The sequence below is a fragment of the Pseudomonas putida genome, assembly GCF_002741075.1.
Taxonomy (GTDB): Bacteria; Pseudomonadota; Gammaproteobacteria; order Pseudomonadales; family Pseudomonadaceae; genus Aquipseudomonas; species Aquipseudomonas putida_T.
This window is the reverse complement of sequence record NZ_CP016634.1, coordinates 812,561-828,424: the sequence shown is the minus strand read 5'-3', so window position 1 is coordinate 828,424 and position 15,864 is coordinate 812,561. Positions and strand designations below refer to the sequence as shown.

15 protein-coding genes and 2 pseudogenes are annotated in these 15,864 nt (G+C 62.8%); 7 read left to right on the top strand and 10 right to left on the bottom strand.

What is annotated here, in order from left to right; genetic code table 11:
- Window positions 1-52 precede the first annotated feature (52 nt).
- Window positions 53-658, bottom strand: coding sequence for an arylesterase (locus IEC33019_RS04235; RefSeq protein WP_070093978.1), 606 nt, complete (start codon window positions 656-658; stop codon window positions 53-55).
- 10 nt (window positions 659-668) lie between these two features.
- On the opposite strand from IEC33019_RS04235, the gene IEC33019_RS04230 reads away from it, so the two are divergent.
- The 3 genes and pseudogenes from IEC33019_RS04230 to IEC33019_RS04220 all read left to right on the top strand — a co-directional run.
- Complete coding sequence (locus tag IEC33019_RS04230; protein WP_070093979.1) at window positions 669-1,352, top strand: ABC transporter ATP-binding protein; 684 nt, start codon at window positions 669-671, stop codon at window positions 1,350-1,352.
- Window positions 1,352-3,859, top strand: coding sequence for an ABC transporter permease (locus tag IEC33019_RS04225; protein ID WP_070093980.1), 2,508 nt, complete (start codon window positions 1,352-1,354; stop codon window positions 3,857-3,859). The genes IEC33019_RS04230 and IEC33019_RS04225 overlap by 1 nt, the downstream gene beginning before the upstream one ends.
- A gap of 85 nt (window positions 3,860-3,944) precedes the next feature.
- Window positions 3,945-4,526: pseudogene (locus IEC33019_RS04220) on the top strand (IS256 family transposase); the annotation flags it as partial.
- 74 nt (window positions 4,527-4,600) lie between these two features.
- Here IEC33019_RS04220 and greB read toward each other — a convergent pair.
- The 4 genes and pseudogenes from greB to IEC33019_RS04205 all read right to left on the bottom strand — a co-directional run bounded on the left by greB (window position 4,601) and on the right by IEC33019_RS04205 (window position 7,265).
- Window positions 4,601-5,080, bottom strand: coding sequence for a transcription elongation factor GreB (greB, locus tag IEC33019_RS04215; RefSeq protein WP_070093981.1), 480 nt, complete (start codon window positions 5,078-5,080; stop codon window positions 4,601-4,603).
- Between the two features lie 87 nt (window positions 5,081-5,167).
- The gene (locus IEC33019_RS04210) at window positions 5,168-5,476 is read right to left on the bottom strand and encodes a hypothetical protein (RefSeq protein WP_043213510.1); all 309 of its coding nucleotides are present in this window, start codon (window positions 5,474-5,476) and stop codon (window positions 5,168-5,170) included.
- Between the two features lie 278 nt (window positions 5,477-5,754).
- Window positions 5,755-5,838: pseudogene (locus tag IEC33019_RS28115) on the bottom strand (DoxX family protein); the annotation flags it as partial.
- Between the two features lie 20 nt (window positions 5,839-5,858).
- Entirely contained in the window at window positions 5,859-7,265 is a 1,407-nt protein-coding gene (locus IEC33019_RS04205; RefSeq protein ID WP_070093982.1) for a transglycosylase SLT domain-containing protein, read from the bottom strand.
- A 159-nt stretch (window positions 7,266-7,424) separates the two neighbouring features.
- Between IEC33019_RS04205 and IEC33019_RS04200 the strand changes: the two genes are divergently transcribed.
- The 3 genes from IEC33019_RS04200 (at window position 7,425) to IEC33019_RS04190 (ending at window position 10,254) form a co-directional block, all read left to right on the top strand.
- Window positions 7,425-8,243, top strand: coding sequence for a TatD family hydrolase (locus tag IEC33019_RS04200; RefSeq protein WP_099593094.1), 819 nt, complete (start codon window positions 7,425-7,427; stop codon window positions 8,241-8,243).
- An 88-nt stretch (window positions 8,244-8,331) separates the two neighbouring features.
- Window positions 8,332-9,810 (top strand): methyl-accepting chemotaxis protein, encoded by a 1,479-nt coding sequence (locus IEC33019_RS04195; RefSeq protein WP_070093984.1) that lies wholly within the window; start codon window positions 8,332-8,334, stop codon window positions 9,808-9,810.
- Window positions 9,811-9,885: 75 nt separating this feature from the next.
- Complete coding sequence (locus tag IEC33019_RS04190; RefSeq protein ID WP_070093985.1) at window positions 9,886-10,254, top strand: Mpo1-like protein; 369 nt, start codon at window positions 9,886-9,888, stop codon at window positions 10,252-10,254.
- Between the two features lie 10 nt (window positions 10,255-10,264).
- Here IEC33019_RS04190 and IEC33019_RS04185 read toward each other — a convergent pair whose 3' ends face one another.
- The 3 genes from IEC33019_RS04185 to IEC33019_RS04175 form a co-directional block, all read right to left on the bottom strand.
- Entirely contained in the window at window positions 10,265-11,062 is a 798-nt protein-coding gene (locus tag IEC33019_RS04185) for an acyl-CoA thioesterase (protein WP_070093986.1), read from the bottom strand.
- Window positions 11,063-11,182: 120 nt separating this feature from the next.
- Complete coding sequence (locus IEC33019_RS04180; protein ID WP_070093987.1) at window positions 11,183-11,950, bottom strand: CHAD domain-containing protein; 768 nt, start codon at window positions 11,948-11,950, stop codon at window positions 11,183-11,185.
- A gap of 14 nt (window positions 11,951-11,964) precedes the next feature.
- Entirely contained in the window at window positions 11,965-12,243 is a 279-nt protein-coding gene (locus tag IEC33019_RS04175; RefSeq protein ID WP_070093988.1) for a hypothetical protein, read from the bottom strand.
- Between the two features lie 157 nt (window positions 12,244-12,400).
- On the opposite strand from IEC33019_RS04175, the gene IEC33019_RS04170 reads away from it, so the two are divergent.
- The gene (locus tag IEC33019_RS04170) at window positions 12,401-13,441 is read left to right on the top strand and encodes a patatin-like phospholipase family protein (RefSeq protein ID WP_070093989.1); all 1,041 of its coding nucleotides are present in this window, start codon (window positions 12,401-12,403) and stop codon (window positions 13,439-13,441) included.
- Between the two features lie 60 nt (window positions 13,442-13,501).
- Here the strand turns inward: IEC33019_RS04170 and IEC33019_RS04165 are convergent, their stop codons facing one another.
- Complete coding sequence (locus tag IEC33019_RS04165) at window positions 13,502-15,373, bottom strand: SurA N-terminal domain-containing protein (RefSeq protein ID WP_070093990.1); 1,872 nt, start codon at window positions 15,371-15,373, stop codon at window positions 13,502-13,504.
- Window positions 15,374-15,557: 184 nt separating this feature from the next.
- Window positions 15,558-15,830, bottom strand: coding sequence for a nucleoid-associated protein HU-beta (hupB, locus tag IEC33019_RS04160; RefSeq protein ID WP_011533117.1), 273 nt, complete (start codon window positions 15,828-15,830; stop codon window positions 15,558-15,560).
- Between the last annotated feature and the right edge of the window lie 34 nt (window positions 15,831-15,864).

Genomic DNA, 15,864 nt, shown 5'->3' with positions numbered 1-15,864 from the left:
CTCTCGAAGCGGGGGGCGCAACATTAGCCGAAAGCAGCCCCCGATAAAAGCGTCACAGCAACGGTTTTATCGCCGGCCAGGCATTTTCCAGCAAGCGCGGCTGAGCCCCGACGGTCGGGTGGATGCCATCGGCCTGCATCATCTGCGGCACACCGCCGACGCCGTCGAGGAAGAACGGTACCAGAGGGACCTGTTTCTGGATCGACAGGCGTTCATACACCTGAGCGAAGGCGCTGGTATAGCGAACGCCGTAATTGGGCGGCAATCGCATGCCCAGCAGCACCACCTTGGCGCCCACCTCGCGCGCTTGATCGATCATCGAGGCAAGATTTTGTTGCAATTGCTGAGGGGGTAGCCCGCGCAGCCCATCGTTGCCGCCAAGTTCCAGTACCACCAGTTTCGGCTTGTGCGCCACAAGCAGCGCCGGCAGGCGCGCCTGGCCACCAGCGCTGGTGTCTCCGCTGATCGAGGCATTGACCACCTGGTCGGCATATCCCTCGTCCTTCAGGCGCTGCTGCAGCAGGGAAACCCATCCCGAGCGGCTATCCAGGCCAAAACCGGCGCTGATACTATCTCCGACGACCAGCAGTGTACCCGCCGCCGCGCTTTGGGCCAGGCAATACAGAGCCAGACCGGCACTCAACCACCACACTCGCATCGGATTCTCCATGGGCCCCAGCATTCTCGTTGCGCAGAACCTTAGCAAAGTGGTCCCCAGCGCGGAAGGCGACCTGACTGTCCTCCACGCGCTGTCGTTGTCCCTCGAGCAAGGCGACAGCCTGGCCATCGTCGGCGCCTCAGGCTCGGGTAAATCGACCCTGCTCGGCCTGCTAGCCGGCCTCGATCGCCCTACCGCTGGCAAGGTCATTCTCGCCGGCCACGATCTGGGCCCTCTCGATGAAGATCAGCGCGCCCAGGTCCGCGCCGAGCATGTGGGCTTCGTGTTCCAGTCGTTCCAACTGCTCGATAGCCTCAACGCCCTGGAAAACGTCATGTTGCCACTGGAACTCGATGGCCGCCGCGATGCACGCGAGCAGGCCCGCAGCCTGCTGGAGCGGGTCGGCCTGGGCAAACGCTTGAGCCACACGCCCCGCCAGCTCTCCGGTGGCGAACAGCAACGGGTGGCAATTGCCCGCGCCTTCGCCGCACAACCCGCCGTGCTGTTCGCGGACGAACCGACCGGCAACCTGGACAGCCATACCGGCGAACGTATCAGCGACCTGTTGTTCGAATTGAACAAGGAACGCGGGACAACCCTGGTTCTGGTCACCCATGACGAGCGCTTGGCCCAACGCTGCCGACGCCTGATCCGCCTGGATGCCGGCCGCCTGGTGGCGCCCGTGGAGCCCTGATGACCCGCCTGTCCCTCTCCCGCTTGTGTGGCCTGGCCCTGCGCCAGTTATCACGTGATGCCCGCACCGGTGAAGTGCGCGTCCTGTTCTTCGCCCTGTTGGTAGCGGTGGCGGCCAGCACCGCCATCGGCTACTTCGGCGCGCGCCTGAACGGCGCCATGCAACTGCGCGCCAGCGAATTCCTCGGTGCTGACCTGGTGCTCCAAGGCAGCTCGCCGGCCCGCGACGTGCAAATCAGCGCGGGCGAGGCAGCCGGCCTGCGCCATGCTCGAGTGGTGGAGTTCACCAGTGTGGTAGGCGGCGACAACGGCATCCAGCTGTCCAGCATCAAGGCCACCGACGCCGCCTATCCCCTGCGCGGCCAACTGCGCAGTGCCGCCATGCCCTATGCCCAGGAAACGCCTGGCGGCGGCCCCGCACCTGGCGAGGCCTGGGTCGAGCCGCGTCTGCTGGTGGCGCTGGGGCTGTCGATAGGCGACAGCATCGACGTCGGCATGAAGACCCTGCGCATGAGCCGAGTGCTGACCTACGAGCCTGATCGCGCCAACAATTTCTATAGCCTCACGCCACGCGTGTTGATGAACATCACCGACCTGCCGTCTACCGGTGTGATCCAGCCAGGTAGCCGGGTCAGCTACCGTGATCTGTGGAGCGGTACGCCCGAGGCGTTGGCGCAGTACCGCCAGCATGTGCAAAAGAGCTTGGCCGCCAATCAGCGTCTGCTCGATACACGCGATGGCAACCGGCAGATCGGCGGCGCACTGGGCAAGGCCGAGCGCTACCTGAACATGGCCAGCTTGGTGGCGGTGCTGCTGGCCGGCGTTGCCGTGGCGCTGTCGGCCAGCCGCTATTCGGCCCGGCGCCTGGATGCCAGCGCCTTGTTGCGTTGCCTGGGGCTTTCCCGCCACCAGGCGCTGGGAATGTATTGCCTGCAACTGGCAGTGCTTGGCCTGATCGCCGCCGCTGCCGGGGCTTTGGTCGGTTGGTTGGCGCAGTTGGGGCTGTTCCGCTTGTTGCAGGGCCTGATGCCGAGTCAGGTGCCTCCCGGTGGCATCGCCCCGGCGCTGGCTGGCATCGGTACCGGCCTGGTAGCCCTGACCGGGTTCGCCCTGCCGCCGTTAGCCGCCCTGGGCCGCGTTCCGCCTTTGCGCGTACTGCGCCGGGACTTGCTGCCCGTGCCACCGAGCAGTTGGCTGGTGTACGGCGCCGCCCTGCTCGCTCTGGGGCTGATCATGTGGCGCTTGAGCCTGGATCTTCTGCTCACCTTTGCCTTGCTCGGTGGCGGGCTTTTCGCCGCCCTGCTGCTTGGTGGCCTGCTTCTGCTGGGCCTGCGTAGTCTGCGACAGGTACTGGCCAGTGCCCCTTTGGCCTGGCGTCTGGGCTTGGGCCAGCTGCTGCGTCATCCCCTGGCTGCCGCCGGCCAGGCCCTTGCCTTCGGCCTGATCCTGCTGGCCATGACCCTGGTCGCCCTGCTCCGAGGTGAACTGCTCGACACCTGGCAAGCCCAGCTACCCCAGGATGCTCCCAACCATTTCGCCCTCAATATCCTGCCTGCCGAACGCGACCCTTTCGCCCAACGGCTGCAGGCGATCAACGCCAGCTCGGCCCCCTTGTATCCGGTGATACCGGGACGCCTGACGCATATCAACGGCCAGCCAGTGCAACAGTTGGTAAGCAAGGAGTCCACCGGCGAGCGCGCCGTGCAGCGCGACCTCAGTCTCACCTGGGCCGCCGAGTTGCCCGAGGGCAACACGCTGAGCGCAGGCCAGTGGTGGCAAGGACCACCGACCAAGGACGGGTTGCCTGGGGTTTCGGTGGAAGCCCAGCTTGCCGACAGCCTGAAACTCAAGCTCGGCGATCTACTCGACTTCGATATCGGCGGTCAGCAACGCCAGGCGCGAGTGAGCAGCTTGCGTGCAGTGCATTGGGACAGCTTCCAGCCCAACTTCTACATGATCTTCCAGCCCGGTACCTTGCAAGGCTTGCCGACGACCTACCTGACCAGCTTCTATCTGGCACCGGGGCATGACCAGGAAGTGGTCGCCCTGTCGCGGGCATTTCCGGCAGTGACCATTCTCCAGGTCGATGCGCTGCTGGCACAGTTGCGTAGCATCCTGGTCCAAGTGACATTGGCAGTTGAGTACGTGCTGTTGTTCGTGTTGGCGGCGGGCCTGGCAGTGCTGTTCGCTGGGCTTCAGGCAACGCTGGACGAGCGTATCCGCCAGGGGGCGTTATTGCGCGCGCTGGGGGCCGCCAGGCCGCTGCTGGTCAAGGCGCGGCGAATCGAATTCGGGCTGCTCGGAGCGGTGAGTGGTGTGCTGGCCGCGTTGGGGTGCGAGGTGATTACCTGGGTGCTGTACCGGTATGCGTTTGATTTGGCGTGGGGGCCGCATCCTGGTTTGCTCATGGTACCGGTGGCGGGAGCGATATTGGTGGGTGGGGCTGGGATCGTGGGGACGCGGCGGGCTTTGAATGCGAGTCCGTTGGTGGTGTTGCGGGAGGGGTAGCTTGGGCTTGGGCTTTGAGGTTGTGTGAATATCCGGTGTTGGTGGTGGCGCCTGAACTATCGCATGTTGGCAGCGCAGGACCTGTAGGAGCTGGCAAGCCGAGCTTGGCCACCACCTAGGTTATCCGCCGGGCGCGCAGCGCCCAGAGGATGAAACCAACCAGCGTAACGGCAAGAGTGGCAAGACGGTTTTGACCGGGGATGGCCCGTTGCGACTGGAAATTCCTCGCGATCGAGACGGCAGTTTTGCGCCCATTCTCATCCCCAAGCACGAGCGCCGTTACACCGGTTTCGATGACAAGATCATCGCCATGTACGCCCGTGGAATGACGGTCAGAGAGATCCGGGCCTTCCTGTCAGAGCAGTATGGAACCGACGTTTCACCCGATTTCATCAGCTCTGTAACAGACGAGGTCATGGAAGAGATTGGCGCGTGGCAACAGCGGCCACTGGAGCCGATGTACCCAGTCATTTTCTTCGATGCGCTGCGGGCAAAGATCCGCGAAGAAGGCCTGGTGCGCAACAAGGCCATTTACCTGGCACTGGGCGTTCTACCCGACGGGACGCGCGATATTCTGGGTATCTGGATCGAAAACACCGAAGGTGCGAAGTTCTGGATGAAGGTCTTTAACGATCTAAAGACGCGTGGTGTCGAAGATATGCTGATTGAGCCTGCAATGGGCCGCCGCCGGCCCCAAGATGAACAACCTCAATCTCGCCGCTCTCAAGCAGCACAGCCCCACTATCCATCAATCCCATAATGAATACGATTGACGTACCAGGTAGCCTCCCCTGTGGGTGTCTTCACCACCACCTCATCCCCCTCTTCTTTCTTGAGCAGCGCCCGCGCCATGGGCGAGTCGATGGAGATGTAGTCGTTGCGCCCATAGATTTCGTCATATCCTACGATCCGAAACTTGAGCGCCTCGCCTTCATCGTTCTCGATTTCCACCCAGGCACCGAAGAACACCTTGCCCTCTTGCTGGGGCGAATACGCAACCACCTTGACGTCTTCAAGCCGCTTGCGCAGGTACCGGACCCGGCGGTCGATCTCCCGCAACAGCTTCTTGTTGTACTGGTAATCCGCGTTCTCGCTACGGTCCCCCAGGGACGCAGCCCACGTGACCTTTTGGGTAATCTCAGGACGATAGACCCGCCACAGGTGATCGAGCTCCTTCTTCAGAGCCTCATGACCTTCAGTGGTGATGATGTTGGTGCTCAAGCGGCATTCTCCTCAGTGCATCCCCCGCTGACGCACGCCAGCAGAGGGCACCGAGCTTAGCGAAAAATGCCGCCGACGACACGCGGCTCAGCGACGGGTGATCAACCCCTGGCGCGCGATGCGAGTCAATTGACCGATGACCTCGGCAGCGTCTGCAGCCAAAGGCGCCTGGATCACCGCAAGGTCGAAACGATCATTGCCAAATTGGGCGAAGCCATCGCAGGTTTCGGCGAACTGCACCAGAAATGCACGCGCCTGCCCCTTTCGTCGCGACAAGCCGTCAAGGTTGCGTAAAAGCGTGGGTTGATGCTGGCCACCGAGCAGGATGCGCGGTGTACGGGAAGCCTGGCTGGCAGGCAATGGACTCAGGCAGACACTGGTACGTGGACAACTCATGGAGATATCTCTGCGCCTCGCAAATCCCGCTGGGCAGCGGTGGGAGGCGTCACCGAACCAGCGCTTTAGCGGTATTTCGGATGGACCCGAAGGCTTATCCCGCGCCCCGCAAGTAGCTGTTTAAATCGGCGCAGTCGGTATGCTAGAGCGTGAAGCGATAAGTTACAAGGTACCAATGACAGCTAAACGCTAAGACCTTCGCAGGTCTCCCCCTTTCCAATGAAAAAACCCGCGTCCCAACACACCTGGAAAGCGGGGTTCATGTTGAGCCGGGTAGATCAGTTACGAGCGATTAAGCGGTCCAGGGAGAAATGGCCTGCGTCCTCGATCAATACCGCGACGGTACCCGCCAGCAGCGCCAGTACATCTATAAATTCGACAGTCAGCGGTTTGCCACCCGCTCCAGCGATTCTCGCTGCCGATTGAATGCCAGGAAGTATTTGTTGACGCTATTGACGAAATTGACCGGCCCCATGCCTACCTGCTCCATGGCGATGCGCTCGGTCTGGAAGAACCACTGATTACTATTGAGCCCTCGGCGCCGCGCCTCGGCGCGCATGGCCTGGACCCGCTCCGGCCCAAGGTTGTAGGCCGCGAGGATGAACGCCATGCGCTCACGCTCGTTGAGCTGGGGGCTGGCGAAGAACTTTCGGCGGATCAATGCCAGGTACCGGGCGCCGGCCTGCACATTGCCTTCGACCGAGGCGATGTCGTTCACCCCCACACGGCGAGCCGCCGCCGGCGTGATCTGCATCAGACCATGCGCGCCACCCCCGCCGCGAGCCGCCGGATTGAGGGTGGACTCCTTGAATGCCAGCGCCGCCAGGTTCAGCCAGTCGATCTGCTGCGCAGCGCCATGCTTCTGCAGCACCGTGCGCAATGCCTCCAGACGCTTGCGGTCCTTTCTTGCCAGCGGGTCATGCACCCGATACTGACGGCGATAGATACGCTCGAAGGCCGCGTCCTGGTTCGCCGGCACGCGGTAGCCTTCCAGAAAGCGATCCACCGTGGCGAGCAACATGCTGGCGTCACGGCGCACATACCAGCGCATCGCCTGGGGCTGGCCCAGACTCACGCGCGAATCCAGGCGCAGACGCGGCATCACCCGGGCCCACCGTTCGGCGATCGGGCGCTCCACCACGGTCAGGTGATAAATACCCGCCTGGACCATCTCCAGCACATCTTCCACCGCCAGGCTGGCATCGACCCACTCCACCTTGATCGGTGCCCGCTTGCGCAGCGCCAGCTGCTGATTGATCTGGGTGATCATAGCGCCGGCGGCGCTGGCGCTGGTCAAGGCGACAGTCCGCCCAGACAACTGATCCACCCGGCGGAAACTGCGCTCGCCTTTGCGCCCGACCAGCATCAACTGCACCTGGTCCCGAACCGCGACGCTGCCACTGACCCCACGCACCAACGCCGGGTCCAGCAACTCCCCAGGGGCCGCCAGGTCGCCCTCACCACGCTGCAGGGCGGCGAGCAGTTGCTCCTTGGCGCGTGGAATGAGTTTGAGGCGGATCTGCTGACCATCCTGGGCTCGGGCATTGAGGTAGTGCTCCAAACCTCGTAGGCGGTGGTATTCCACCCCCACCGGCTCGCCTTTGACTTCTCCCGAGCTGTTTCGACTCTGGTTGACCAAGACCCTCAGGACCTTGCTGCTGCGGATCTGCGCAAGGTCGCGGACCTGGCTGGCCGGGACATGCTGCTGGGGGCCCGGCAGTCGGGCATTGGCCGGTGCGGCCAGGGTCAAGCCGACAAGCAGCAGCGGTATCAGCAGCGATCGCAGCATGCGAGAACCTGTCCGAGGGCTGGGAGCGGGTGTCATACAGCGAGGTCCGTCCATGACAAATGACGCTAAAAGACCACGACAACCACTTGAAGTTCTGGGATTTCTTTCGAATTACCCGTTTTTTGCTATGCTGGCCGGCCCGCGGCACGAGGTAGAAAGATGCAACTGATCGATATTGGCGTCAACCTGACCAACAGCAGTTTCCATGACCAACAGGCCGCCGTCGTCGAACGTGCCGTGCAGGCAGGCGTTGTGCAGATGGTGCTCACCGGCACCAGCCTTCAGGTCAGCGAAAAGGCCCTGGCGCTCGCCTCGCAGCTCGACCCCCAGAGCCTGCGCCTGTTCGCCACCGCCGGCGTGCACCCTCACGATGCCAGCCGTTGGGACAACGCCAGCGAACGCCAACTGCGAGATCTGCTGGCCCAGGCACGGGTTCGCGCCGTGGGGGAGTGTGGGCTCGATTTCAACCGTGACTTCTCCCCTCGCCCACAGCAGGAGAAAGCCTTGGAGGCTCAGCTGGCGCTGGCTGCCGAGCTACGCCTGCCAGTGTTTCTCCATGAGCGTGAGGCCAGCACGCGGCTGCTGGAAATCCTCAAAGCCTATCGGGACCACCTGCCAGCGGCCGTGGTGCACTGCTTCACTGGCGAGCGCCAAGCCTTGTTCGCCTACCTGGACCTGGACCTGCACATCGGTATCACCGGCTGGATCTGCGACGAGCGCCGCGGCACCCATCTGCACCCGCTGGTGAGCAACATTCCTGAAGGCCGTCTGATGCTCGAAAGCGACGCGCCCTACCTGCTGCCGCGCAGCCTGCGCCCCAAGCCCAAGAAAGGCCTCAACGAGCCGGCCTTCCTGCCTGAGGTATTGCGAGAGGTTGCGCTGCACCGAGGGGAAACCCCGGAGCAGACCGCCGCCCACACCACAGCGACTTCCCGAGCGTTCTTCCAGTTGCCTGATACCGGGACCGGCCTTTGTTGACGCATATCAAGACGGGCGCTGAGCCGAGCGGACACAATGATGGCACCTTGCCAATAATGTTTCCGCTCAACTCAGAGAAGACCTATCCATGGGTGCCTGGCTTAGCAATATTTCCCTGAAGTACAAGTTCTGGGCCGTCAACGCGGTGGCCTTCGTCACGACCCTGCTGTTGGTGCTCTACGCGGTGTACCTGGAGCAACAAGCCAGGGCCGAAGGCGCGCGCAACCTGGCGATAGCCCAGGCCGAACTGATCGCGGCCTGGCCTGCAGGGCAGCCACTTCCCCAGCCATCGCAGGCCGTGACCTGGCGGGCCGGCCAGACGCCGATCATCGCCAACCAGCCACACGAGGCCCTGGCCGATGCCCAAGGCTGGGTCGCCCTGCCCCATGCCTGGATTCTGGGCGACAATCCCTTGCTGGGCGCCCAGGTGATCAAGCAAGGCGAGCAGCGCATCGCCGTACTGGCCGGATCCCCCAGCCTGCGCCAGGTGTTCTTCGAGCGCTTCACCCAGTACGCGGTCTGCGTGCTGGTGCTGATGCTGGCGATGCTCTGCGCTTCGCAGTTGCTGATCCGTTTCCTGCTCAGCCAGCTCAACACCCTCAAAGACGTGATGCTGCATGTGGAGAAGACGGGTGACCTGTCAGCCCGAGTGCCACTGTCCTGTGGCGATGAGGTCGGTCAGATGGCCGGGGCCTTCAATGCCATGCAGGCCACTTACCACCGCGTGGTCAGCACGGTCGCACGCACGGCTGCGCAACTGGACTGCGGCGCAGCACGCCTGGCCGCGAGCATGGACGAGGTGCGCCACGGCATGATCGGCCAGCAGAGCGAAACCGACCAGGCTGCCACCGCCATCAACGAGATGTCCGCCACAGTCCATCACATCGCCCAGCACGCGGGTGCCACCCGTGACCTGTCGCAGACCGCCGATACGCTGGCCGGCAGCGGCCAGGCGGTGGTCAGTCGTGTGCAGGACTCCATTGCCGGCCTGTCCAGCGGCGTCCAGCAAACCGCCGAGATGATTCGCCAGCTCGCCGAAGACAGCCAGCGCATCAACGGCGTGGTGAGCGTCATCCACAGCATTGCCGAACAAACCAACCTGTTGGCCCTCAACGCCGCCATCGAGGCGGCTCGGGCAGGTGATCTGGGGCGTGGTTTTGCCGTGGTGGCGGATGAAGTGCGCAATCTGGCCAAGCGCGTGCAGACTTCCACCGATGAAATCACCGGCATGGTGTCCGCTCTGCAAGCAGGCACCCGCGATGCTGTGGATTTCATGCAGGAGAGTTCCTATAAGGCCGACGATTGCGTCAAGCAGGCCCGGGAAGCCGGCGAGGCGTTGCTCGAGATCACCAGCGCCGTGGCACAGATGCGCGAGAGCAATACACAGATCGCAGTCGCTGCCGAACAGCAAAGCCAGGTGGCCGAAGAGATGAACCGGGCGGTGGTGAGCATTCGTGACGTCACCGAGGAAACGGTCCAGCAGACCGTCGGATCGGCCACCACCAGCAACGAACTGGCAACCCTGGCAGGCGAGCTGAACAAGGCCATCGGCCAACTCAAGCTATAAGGTCGATAACCTGCCTCGATTGGCCCTCGCCCGAGGGCCACACTAAGCTTTGGGCATGACTGAGAGGAAATGCCCATGAATAAACGCCTGCCCAATCTGCACGCCTGGCAATGGCGTGGCTACCATCATAATCACCGGCACCCGACCAATCTGGTGCTGCATCTGATCGCCGTCCCGCTGTTCATCCTGGGCGCACTGCTGGTGCTCGGCGGCTTGTTCGGCCTGGACCTGAGCCAACTGGCGATCGGTCTCATCGCCTTGGCAGCGGGGCTGGGCTTGCAGCGCCACGGGCATCGCCTGGAAGCCGAGCAACCAGAACCGTTCGCCAGCCGCAAGGATGCCGTGCAGCGCCTGCTGACCGAGCAATTCATCACCTTTCCGCGTTTTCTGCTGAGCGGTGCGTGGTGGCGTGCCTGGCGCGAGCGCCACAAGCATCACCGTTAGCTTCAAGGGCCTAACCAAACACCGTCACGGTCTGTCGGCTCAAGGCAATCAGCTCATTCTCGGCTGTCCACAGGGCGGCCGAGGCATGCCCGTAGCCATCACGGGCGTGCTCAGTCTCGACACAGTAGCGACACCAGTCCAAGGTCGACAGCTTGGGTGCTGGCTGGACGAACTCGATCGTCCAGGTCAAGGTGCTGCCTGCCGCGGGTTGCTTCAGATGCGGTAGCAGGCTGGGTGGCCAGGCATCGACCAACGCCAGAAGGTGCGCCTCGTTCACCGGCTCGTCGGCCATATCGCGCAGGCGCACCCAGCCGCCCATACGGCGATCGGTGTTGCCGCTGAAGGGCAGACCGCCAATGGCCCAGCGCAATGCCACATGACGCATGAACTCAGGCGTTACGCCTTTGATACAAGGCAGTTCGGCGGCCGCCTGCTCGAGCGGCTTCATGTCCACGGCAGGCTGTGCCTTGACCTCGATCGCTGAAGGCCGGCCATCCCCGAAGCTGCCTTGCACCAGCGTCACCACCTGCCCTTCCTGCACGGCGCGCCCCAGCAGCGTGCTGACGGCCTTGCCCTCACGCAACACCTCGACCTCGAAACTGATTGGCACCTCAGGCGCCGCCGGCCCCACAAAGGTGATGGCCAACGACCGCACCGGACGCCCCTGGCCAAGCTTGGCACGCATTGCTTCATGCATCAGCGCGACCATCAGCCCCCCAAACACCGCGCGCCCCTGGCCCCAACTGGCCGGCACGCTGACAGATTCGGGACACTCGCGCACCGCGCTCAGCAACTGCGTGAAATTCATGTTTGGCTCCTGCACAAGGGCTTGATCGGCTGGCACGGGGCGGCCCGTGTCAGAAACATGCCCCGGATCTTAGCCAGCCTGTGCGCGACTGGCAGCCCGCATAATGGCCATTCCCTAAGGCTATCGACGCGCCAAAGCTGCCTGCAAAGCCTCCAGGGTAACGTCAGCCTTCTGCTCGGCCTCATCCAGTTCGCGCTCCCATGCCTCCCTGAACGGCGCCAAATCGGCGTGATCACGCGCCAACAAAAGCCACTGCACACGGTCGTGCCAATCGCCTAGGTCCCCCTGAGCGCGCTTGAGCAAGCGTTGCAGTTTTTTTCCGGCGTGCTCCAGCTGGGGGTACGCCTCGTCGCCATAGCGCACCCGCTTGATCAGCAGGCGCAAACGATGACGGTCGTGGCTGGGATCGGCCAATGCCTTTTGGAGCATGCGCCATTGTTTGGCCAGACGCTTGTCGATGCGCTTGCCCAGGCCACTGGTCAAGCCTTCGCGTGCACAGGCCCGCAGGAACAATGGAAAGGTATCGATGATTTCCAGCACCCGGGAGAGCTGACGGCTGACAGCCACGCTGGCGAAGATGCCCGCCCTGCCCTCCAGGCGACGCGCCCCGGCCTGCTCGTGCCCTTGGCTGATCAGATGGGCCGCCAGCACCTCGCGGTCACGCAAGGGGGTCGTAAGCCCCCCCAGGGCCCTTGCCGCCTCTTCCAACTGCTGTACGCCGGGCAGCCCGCGCAGAGGCCGCAGCAGGCTACGCAAGCGTCGCAGTGTCGTGCGCAGGTCGTGCAGCGCTTCGCTGTCGACATCGCCCGCCAGCCGCTCCCGACAAGCCAGCAGACGGACCTGCAAGGTCAGCACTTGGGCGATGACATGATCGAGCATAGCGGCCATACAGCTCTCCTGGGTCAACGACCCGCGCGGGACTCACGAATGTAGAAACGTGCCTTCTCAGCCTTGCGACTGCAGCCTTCGAAGGCCTCGAACTGCTGCTGGGTCTTGGCACCGGTCAACAGCGAAAGCGCTTTGGAATAGCTGACGGTGCCGGCAAAACCTTCGGCCTTGGCCAAGTCCAGCTCCTTCCATGCAGCATCGAGCTGAGTCGCACAGCTGTCACGGTACGCCGTCTTGCCCGCGCAACCAGTGAGGACAAGGGCGATCAAGGGAAGGCAGATCCAGGCTTTCATCAGTCAGTAACCTCAAGTTTGAACAAAAGAGTGGCCGTTCGACGCTTGGGCAAACGAAAAGTGCCCTGCTCAGCGTAGCCCAGCGCGGTCTAGATTGAAGCACAGGCAGCAATGAGTGCATTGTTGGACCATGGTTGCACAGCAGTAGGGGACGGTCATGAGCAAACGCGTGGCATTGGTATTGGGATCGGGGGGTGCGCGAGGGTATGCGCATATCGGCGTGATCGAAGAGATAGAGCGGCGCGGCTACGAGATCGCGTGCATCGCCGGCTGTTCGATGGGCGCAGTAATTGGCGGCATCTACGCCGCCGGAAAGCTGGACGAATACCGCAGCTGGATCGAGAGCCTGGACTATCTCGACGTGCTACGCCTGGTGGATGTGAGCTTTCGCCTGGGCGCGATTCGTGGCGACAAGGTGTTCGGCCAGATCCGCAAGATCGTCGGCGAGGTGAACATCGAGCAACTGTCCATCCCCTACACAGCGGTGGCAGCGGACCTCACCAACCAACAGGAAATCTGGTTTCAGGAAGGCTGCCTACACCAGGCGATGCGAGCCTCGGCGGCGATCCCCAGCCTGTTCACGCCGGTGATGCAGGGCAACCGCATGCTGGTCGACGGTGGCATTCTCAATCCGTTGCCGATCGTCCCGGTGGTATCCAGCCATTGCGACCTGATCATCGCCGTCAATCTCAACGCCACCAACCAGAAGCAATACCAATTGCCGGTGATCGAGCGGCCAGCGGCGTTCAAGATGCGCTTCGATGCCGTCATCAGCTCGCTGGGCTCACGCCTGCCCTTTCGCCGTAAACCAGCCGAACAACTGATACGCATCGAGCAGGAGATCGTCGCAGAGGGTCTGACTTCGAGCGACCCCTGGCTTGGCGAACCTGCAGACCCGGAAGGCCAGCAACCGGCGGCGACCCCCGAACGTGGCGGCGCACCCAGGTCCGCCACCGGCTCTTTCATTGTCGATAACGTTGGGCCTGCGTCATTGCTCGATCTGATCAACCAGAGCTTCGAGGTCATGCAGACCTCCCTGGCCCAGTACAAGATTGCCGGCTATCCGCCAGACGTGCTGATCAACGTGCCCAAGCGGGTCTGCCGGTTCTTCGAGTTCTACAAGGCACCAGAACTGATTGCCCTGGGGAGGGAAATTGCTCGGGACACCCTGGACAATTACGAGGGTGAACGGTCCTAGCTCCGAATGCCAAAAACAAGACAGGCCGCTTGAGCGGCCTGTCTTGTTGCGGGCGTTCGCTTAGTAGCGCGTGACGTCAGCAGCGGCTTCCAGTTGCTTGCGATAGGCCGCGAAGTCCTGCTGGCCTGCACGCGAAGCGAGGTAACGGCGGATCTGCGCTTTCTCCTCGTCGGTGGCCGCAGCGCCTTCGTTGACCCCCTTGAGCTGCAACACCACCAGGCTGCCATCGCCCAGGACCACGCTACCGTAGACCGGCTTGTCCTTGGACTCGGGCTTGGCCAGGCGGAATACCGCTTGCAGCTCGGCCGGGTCGATACCGTCCTGACCACGGGTGACCGCTTCCTGGGTCTTCCACTTCTGACCGTCCTGCTCGCTGGTCAGCGGGATGGTGCCATCACGCAGGCCGGCGATCAGCTTGTCGGCCTTGGTCTTGAGATCGGCAGTCGCCTTCTCCTTGGCCAGGTGCTCGCGGATGTTCTTGGCGACGGCTTCCAGCGGCAGTTGCTCAGGCTTGCGGTGCTCCTTGACGCGCAGCACGACCACGGTTTCCGGATCGAGCTCGATGGCGTTGCTGTTGGCACCCTCTTCCAGCACTTCCTCGCTGAACGCTGCCTGGACGACCGAACGGTTGGCGGTGATGCCCTCTCCACCTTCACGACCGAAGGCAGCGGAAGTCTGCACTTTCAGGCCCAGGTCCTGGGCCGGTTGGGCCAGATCAGAGGCCTCGAACGCTGCGTCTTCCAACTGCTTGGTGACTTCCACGAAGCGTTGCTCGACCTGCTGGGTCTTGAGCTCGCGGGTCAGCTTGTCCTTGAGGCTGGCGAAAGTCGGGATTTGCGGCGCCTGCACGCCCAGCAGCTTGATCAGGTGGTAACCGTACTCGGTGCGTACCGGGGCGGAGACCTGGTCCTTGTTCAGCTTGTATAGGGCGTCCTCGAAGGCTGGGTCATAGACGCCTGGGCCTGCGAAGCCCAGATCGCCACCATTGCTGGCCGAACCTGGGTCCTTGGAGAACTCCTTGGCCAGCGCGGCAAAGTCCTCTCCCTTGGCCAGACGCTGCTGGATCTCTTCGATACGGGCCTTGGCCTGTGCGTCGGAAACCTTGTCATCGACCTCGATGAGGATATGCGCGGCATGGCGCTGCTCGGCCAGGTTGGCGATTTCCTTCTCGTACAGGGCCTTGAGCTCGTCCTCGTTGACCTGTACCTGATCGAAGAAGGCCGATTTCTTCAGCTCGATGTAATCAATGACCACCTGATCAGGCGTCATGAATTCCTTGGCGTGCTGATCGTAGTGCGCCTTGACCTCGTCGTCGCCCACCTTGACAGCGGCCGGGTCGGCCTTGAAGGTCAGCGAAGCGAAATCGCGGGTTTGCTTCTCCAGGCGGGCGAAGGCTTCGACCTGTTTGTCGGTGACGAAGCTGCTGCCGGCAAGACCGGTGCGCAGTTGCCCGATAAGCATTTCCTCGGCCAGCATCTCGCGGAACTGCATACGGCCATAGCCCATCTGGCGAATGACCGCATCGAAACGTTCGGCGCTGAACTTGCCGTCAACCTGGAACTCGGGCGTTTGCAGGATCAGCTGATCCAGCGCGGCCTCGGAGAAGGCGAACTTGGCATCCTCGGCACCCTGCAACAGCAGCTTGCGCTCGATCAGCCCTTTGAGCGCGGCTTCACGCAGCATCTTTTCATCCAGCAGCGCTGGGTCGAAATCCTTGCCCAGCTGTTGCATCAGCTGGCGGCGCTGCATGTCGACGGCCTGGCTCAGCTCGTTCTGGCTGATGGTCTGGCCGTTCACCTTGGCGGCGTCCTGGCTATGGCTGGTGGCCTGGAAAATGGCCTCGAAGCCGGTCAGCGCCATCAGCACGACGATAAGGCCGATGATGGTCTTGGCAATCCAACCTTGTGAATTGTCCCTGATATTCTGCAGCATGCGTCCCCCAGAAACGGTTGTACCACTGCGTCGACAACCGCGGAGCGTGGGTAGAGTCCTGATAGAAGAAAGGCGCATCCTGTGGGATGCGCCTTTTCAAAGCGAGCGTGCCAACGGGAACGTTTGCGGCCCCGCCGTCACGCGGTCGGGCCTGGAGTAACCAGGTCCGGCTGAAAGAGACGACTTAGTTGACGGCGTCTTTCAGGCCTTTGCCAGCCTTGAAGCCTGGAACCTTGGCAGCAGCGATCTTGATCGCCTTGCCGGTTTGCGGGTTGCGGCCGGTGCGCTCAGCGCGCTCCTTGACCGAGAAGGTACCGAAGCCAACCAGTACAACATCGTCACCTTGCTTCAGGGCGCCGGTGACGGATTCGATGACTGCGTCCAGCGCACGGCCAGCTACAGCTTTCGGAATGTCAGCGGATGCGGCGATAGCGTCAATCAGTTCCGACTTGTTCACTCTAAGTCCCCTTATATCTCTATTGAGTTTGTTT

Bases quoted from the DNA above. Each gene is read 5' to 3' on its own strand.
- IEC33019_RS04235 (WP_070093978.1), bottom strand. From the start codon at position 658: ATGCGAGTGTGGTGGTTGAGTGCCGGTCTGGCTCTGTATTGCCTGGCC.
- IEC33019_RS04225 (WP_070093980.1), top strand. From the start codon at position 1,352: ATGACCCGCCTGTCCCTCTCCCGCTTGTGTGGCCTGGCCCTGCGCCAG.
- IEC33019_RS04210 (WP_043213510.1), bottom strand. From the start codon at position 5,476: ATGAGTTGTCCACGTACCAGTGTCTGCCTGAGTCCATTGCCTGCCAGC.
- IEC33019_RS04175 (WP_070093988.1), bottom strand. From the start codon at position 12,243: ATGAAAGCCTGGATCTGCCTTCCCTTGATCGCCCTTGTCCTCACTGGT.
- IEC33019_RS04230 (WP_070093979.1), top strand. From the start codon at position 669: ATGGGCCCCAGCATTCTCGTTGCGCAGAACCTTAGCAAAGTGGTCCCC.
- IEC33019_RS04185 (WP_070093986.1), bottom strand. From the start codon at position 11,062: ATGAATTTCACGCAGTTGCTGAGCGCGGTGCGCGAGTGTCCCGAATCT.
- IEC33019_RS04180 (WP_070093987.1), bottom strand. From the start codon at position 11,950: ATGGCCGCTATGCTCGATCATGTCATCGCCCAAGTGCTGACCTTGCAG.
- IEC33019_RS04205 (WP_070093982.1), bottom strand. From the start codon at position 7,265: ATGCTGCGATCGCTGCTGATACCGCTGCTGCTTGTCGGCTTGACCCTG.
- IEC33019_RS04200 (WP_099593094.1), top strand. From the start codon at position 7,425: ATGCAACTGATCGATATTGGCGTCAACCTGACCAACAGCAGTTTCCAT.
- IEC33019_RS04170 (WP_070093989.1), top strand. From the start codon at position 12,401: ATGAGCAAACGCGTGGCATTGGTATTGGGATCGGGGGGTGCGCGAGGG.
- IEC33019_RS04165 (WP_070093990.1), bottom strand. From the start codon at position 15,373: ATGCTGCAGAATATCAGGGACAATTCACAAGGTTGGATTGCCAAGACC.
- IEC33019_RS04195 (WP_070093984.1), top strand. From the start codon at position 8,332: ATGGGTGCCTGGCTTAGCAATATTTCCCTGAAGTACAAGTTCTGGGCC.
- IEC33019_RS04190 (WP_070093985.1), top strand. From the start codon at position 9,886: ATGAATAAACGCCTGCCCAATCTGCACGCCTGGCAATGGCGTGGCTAC.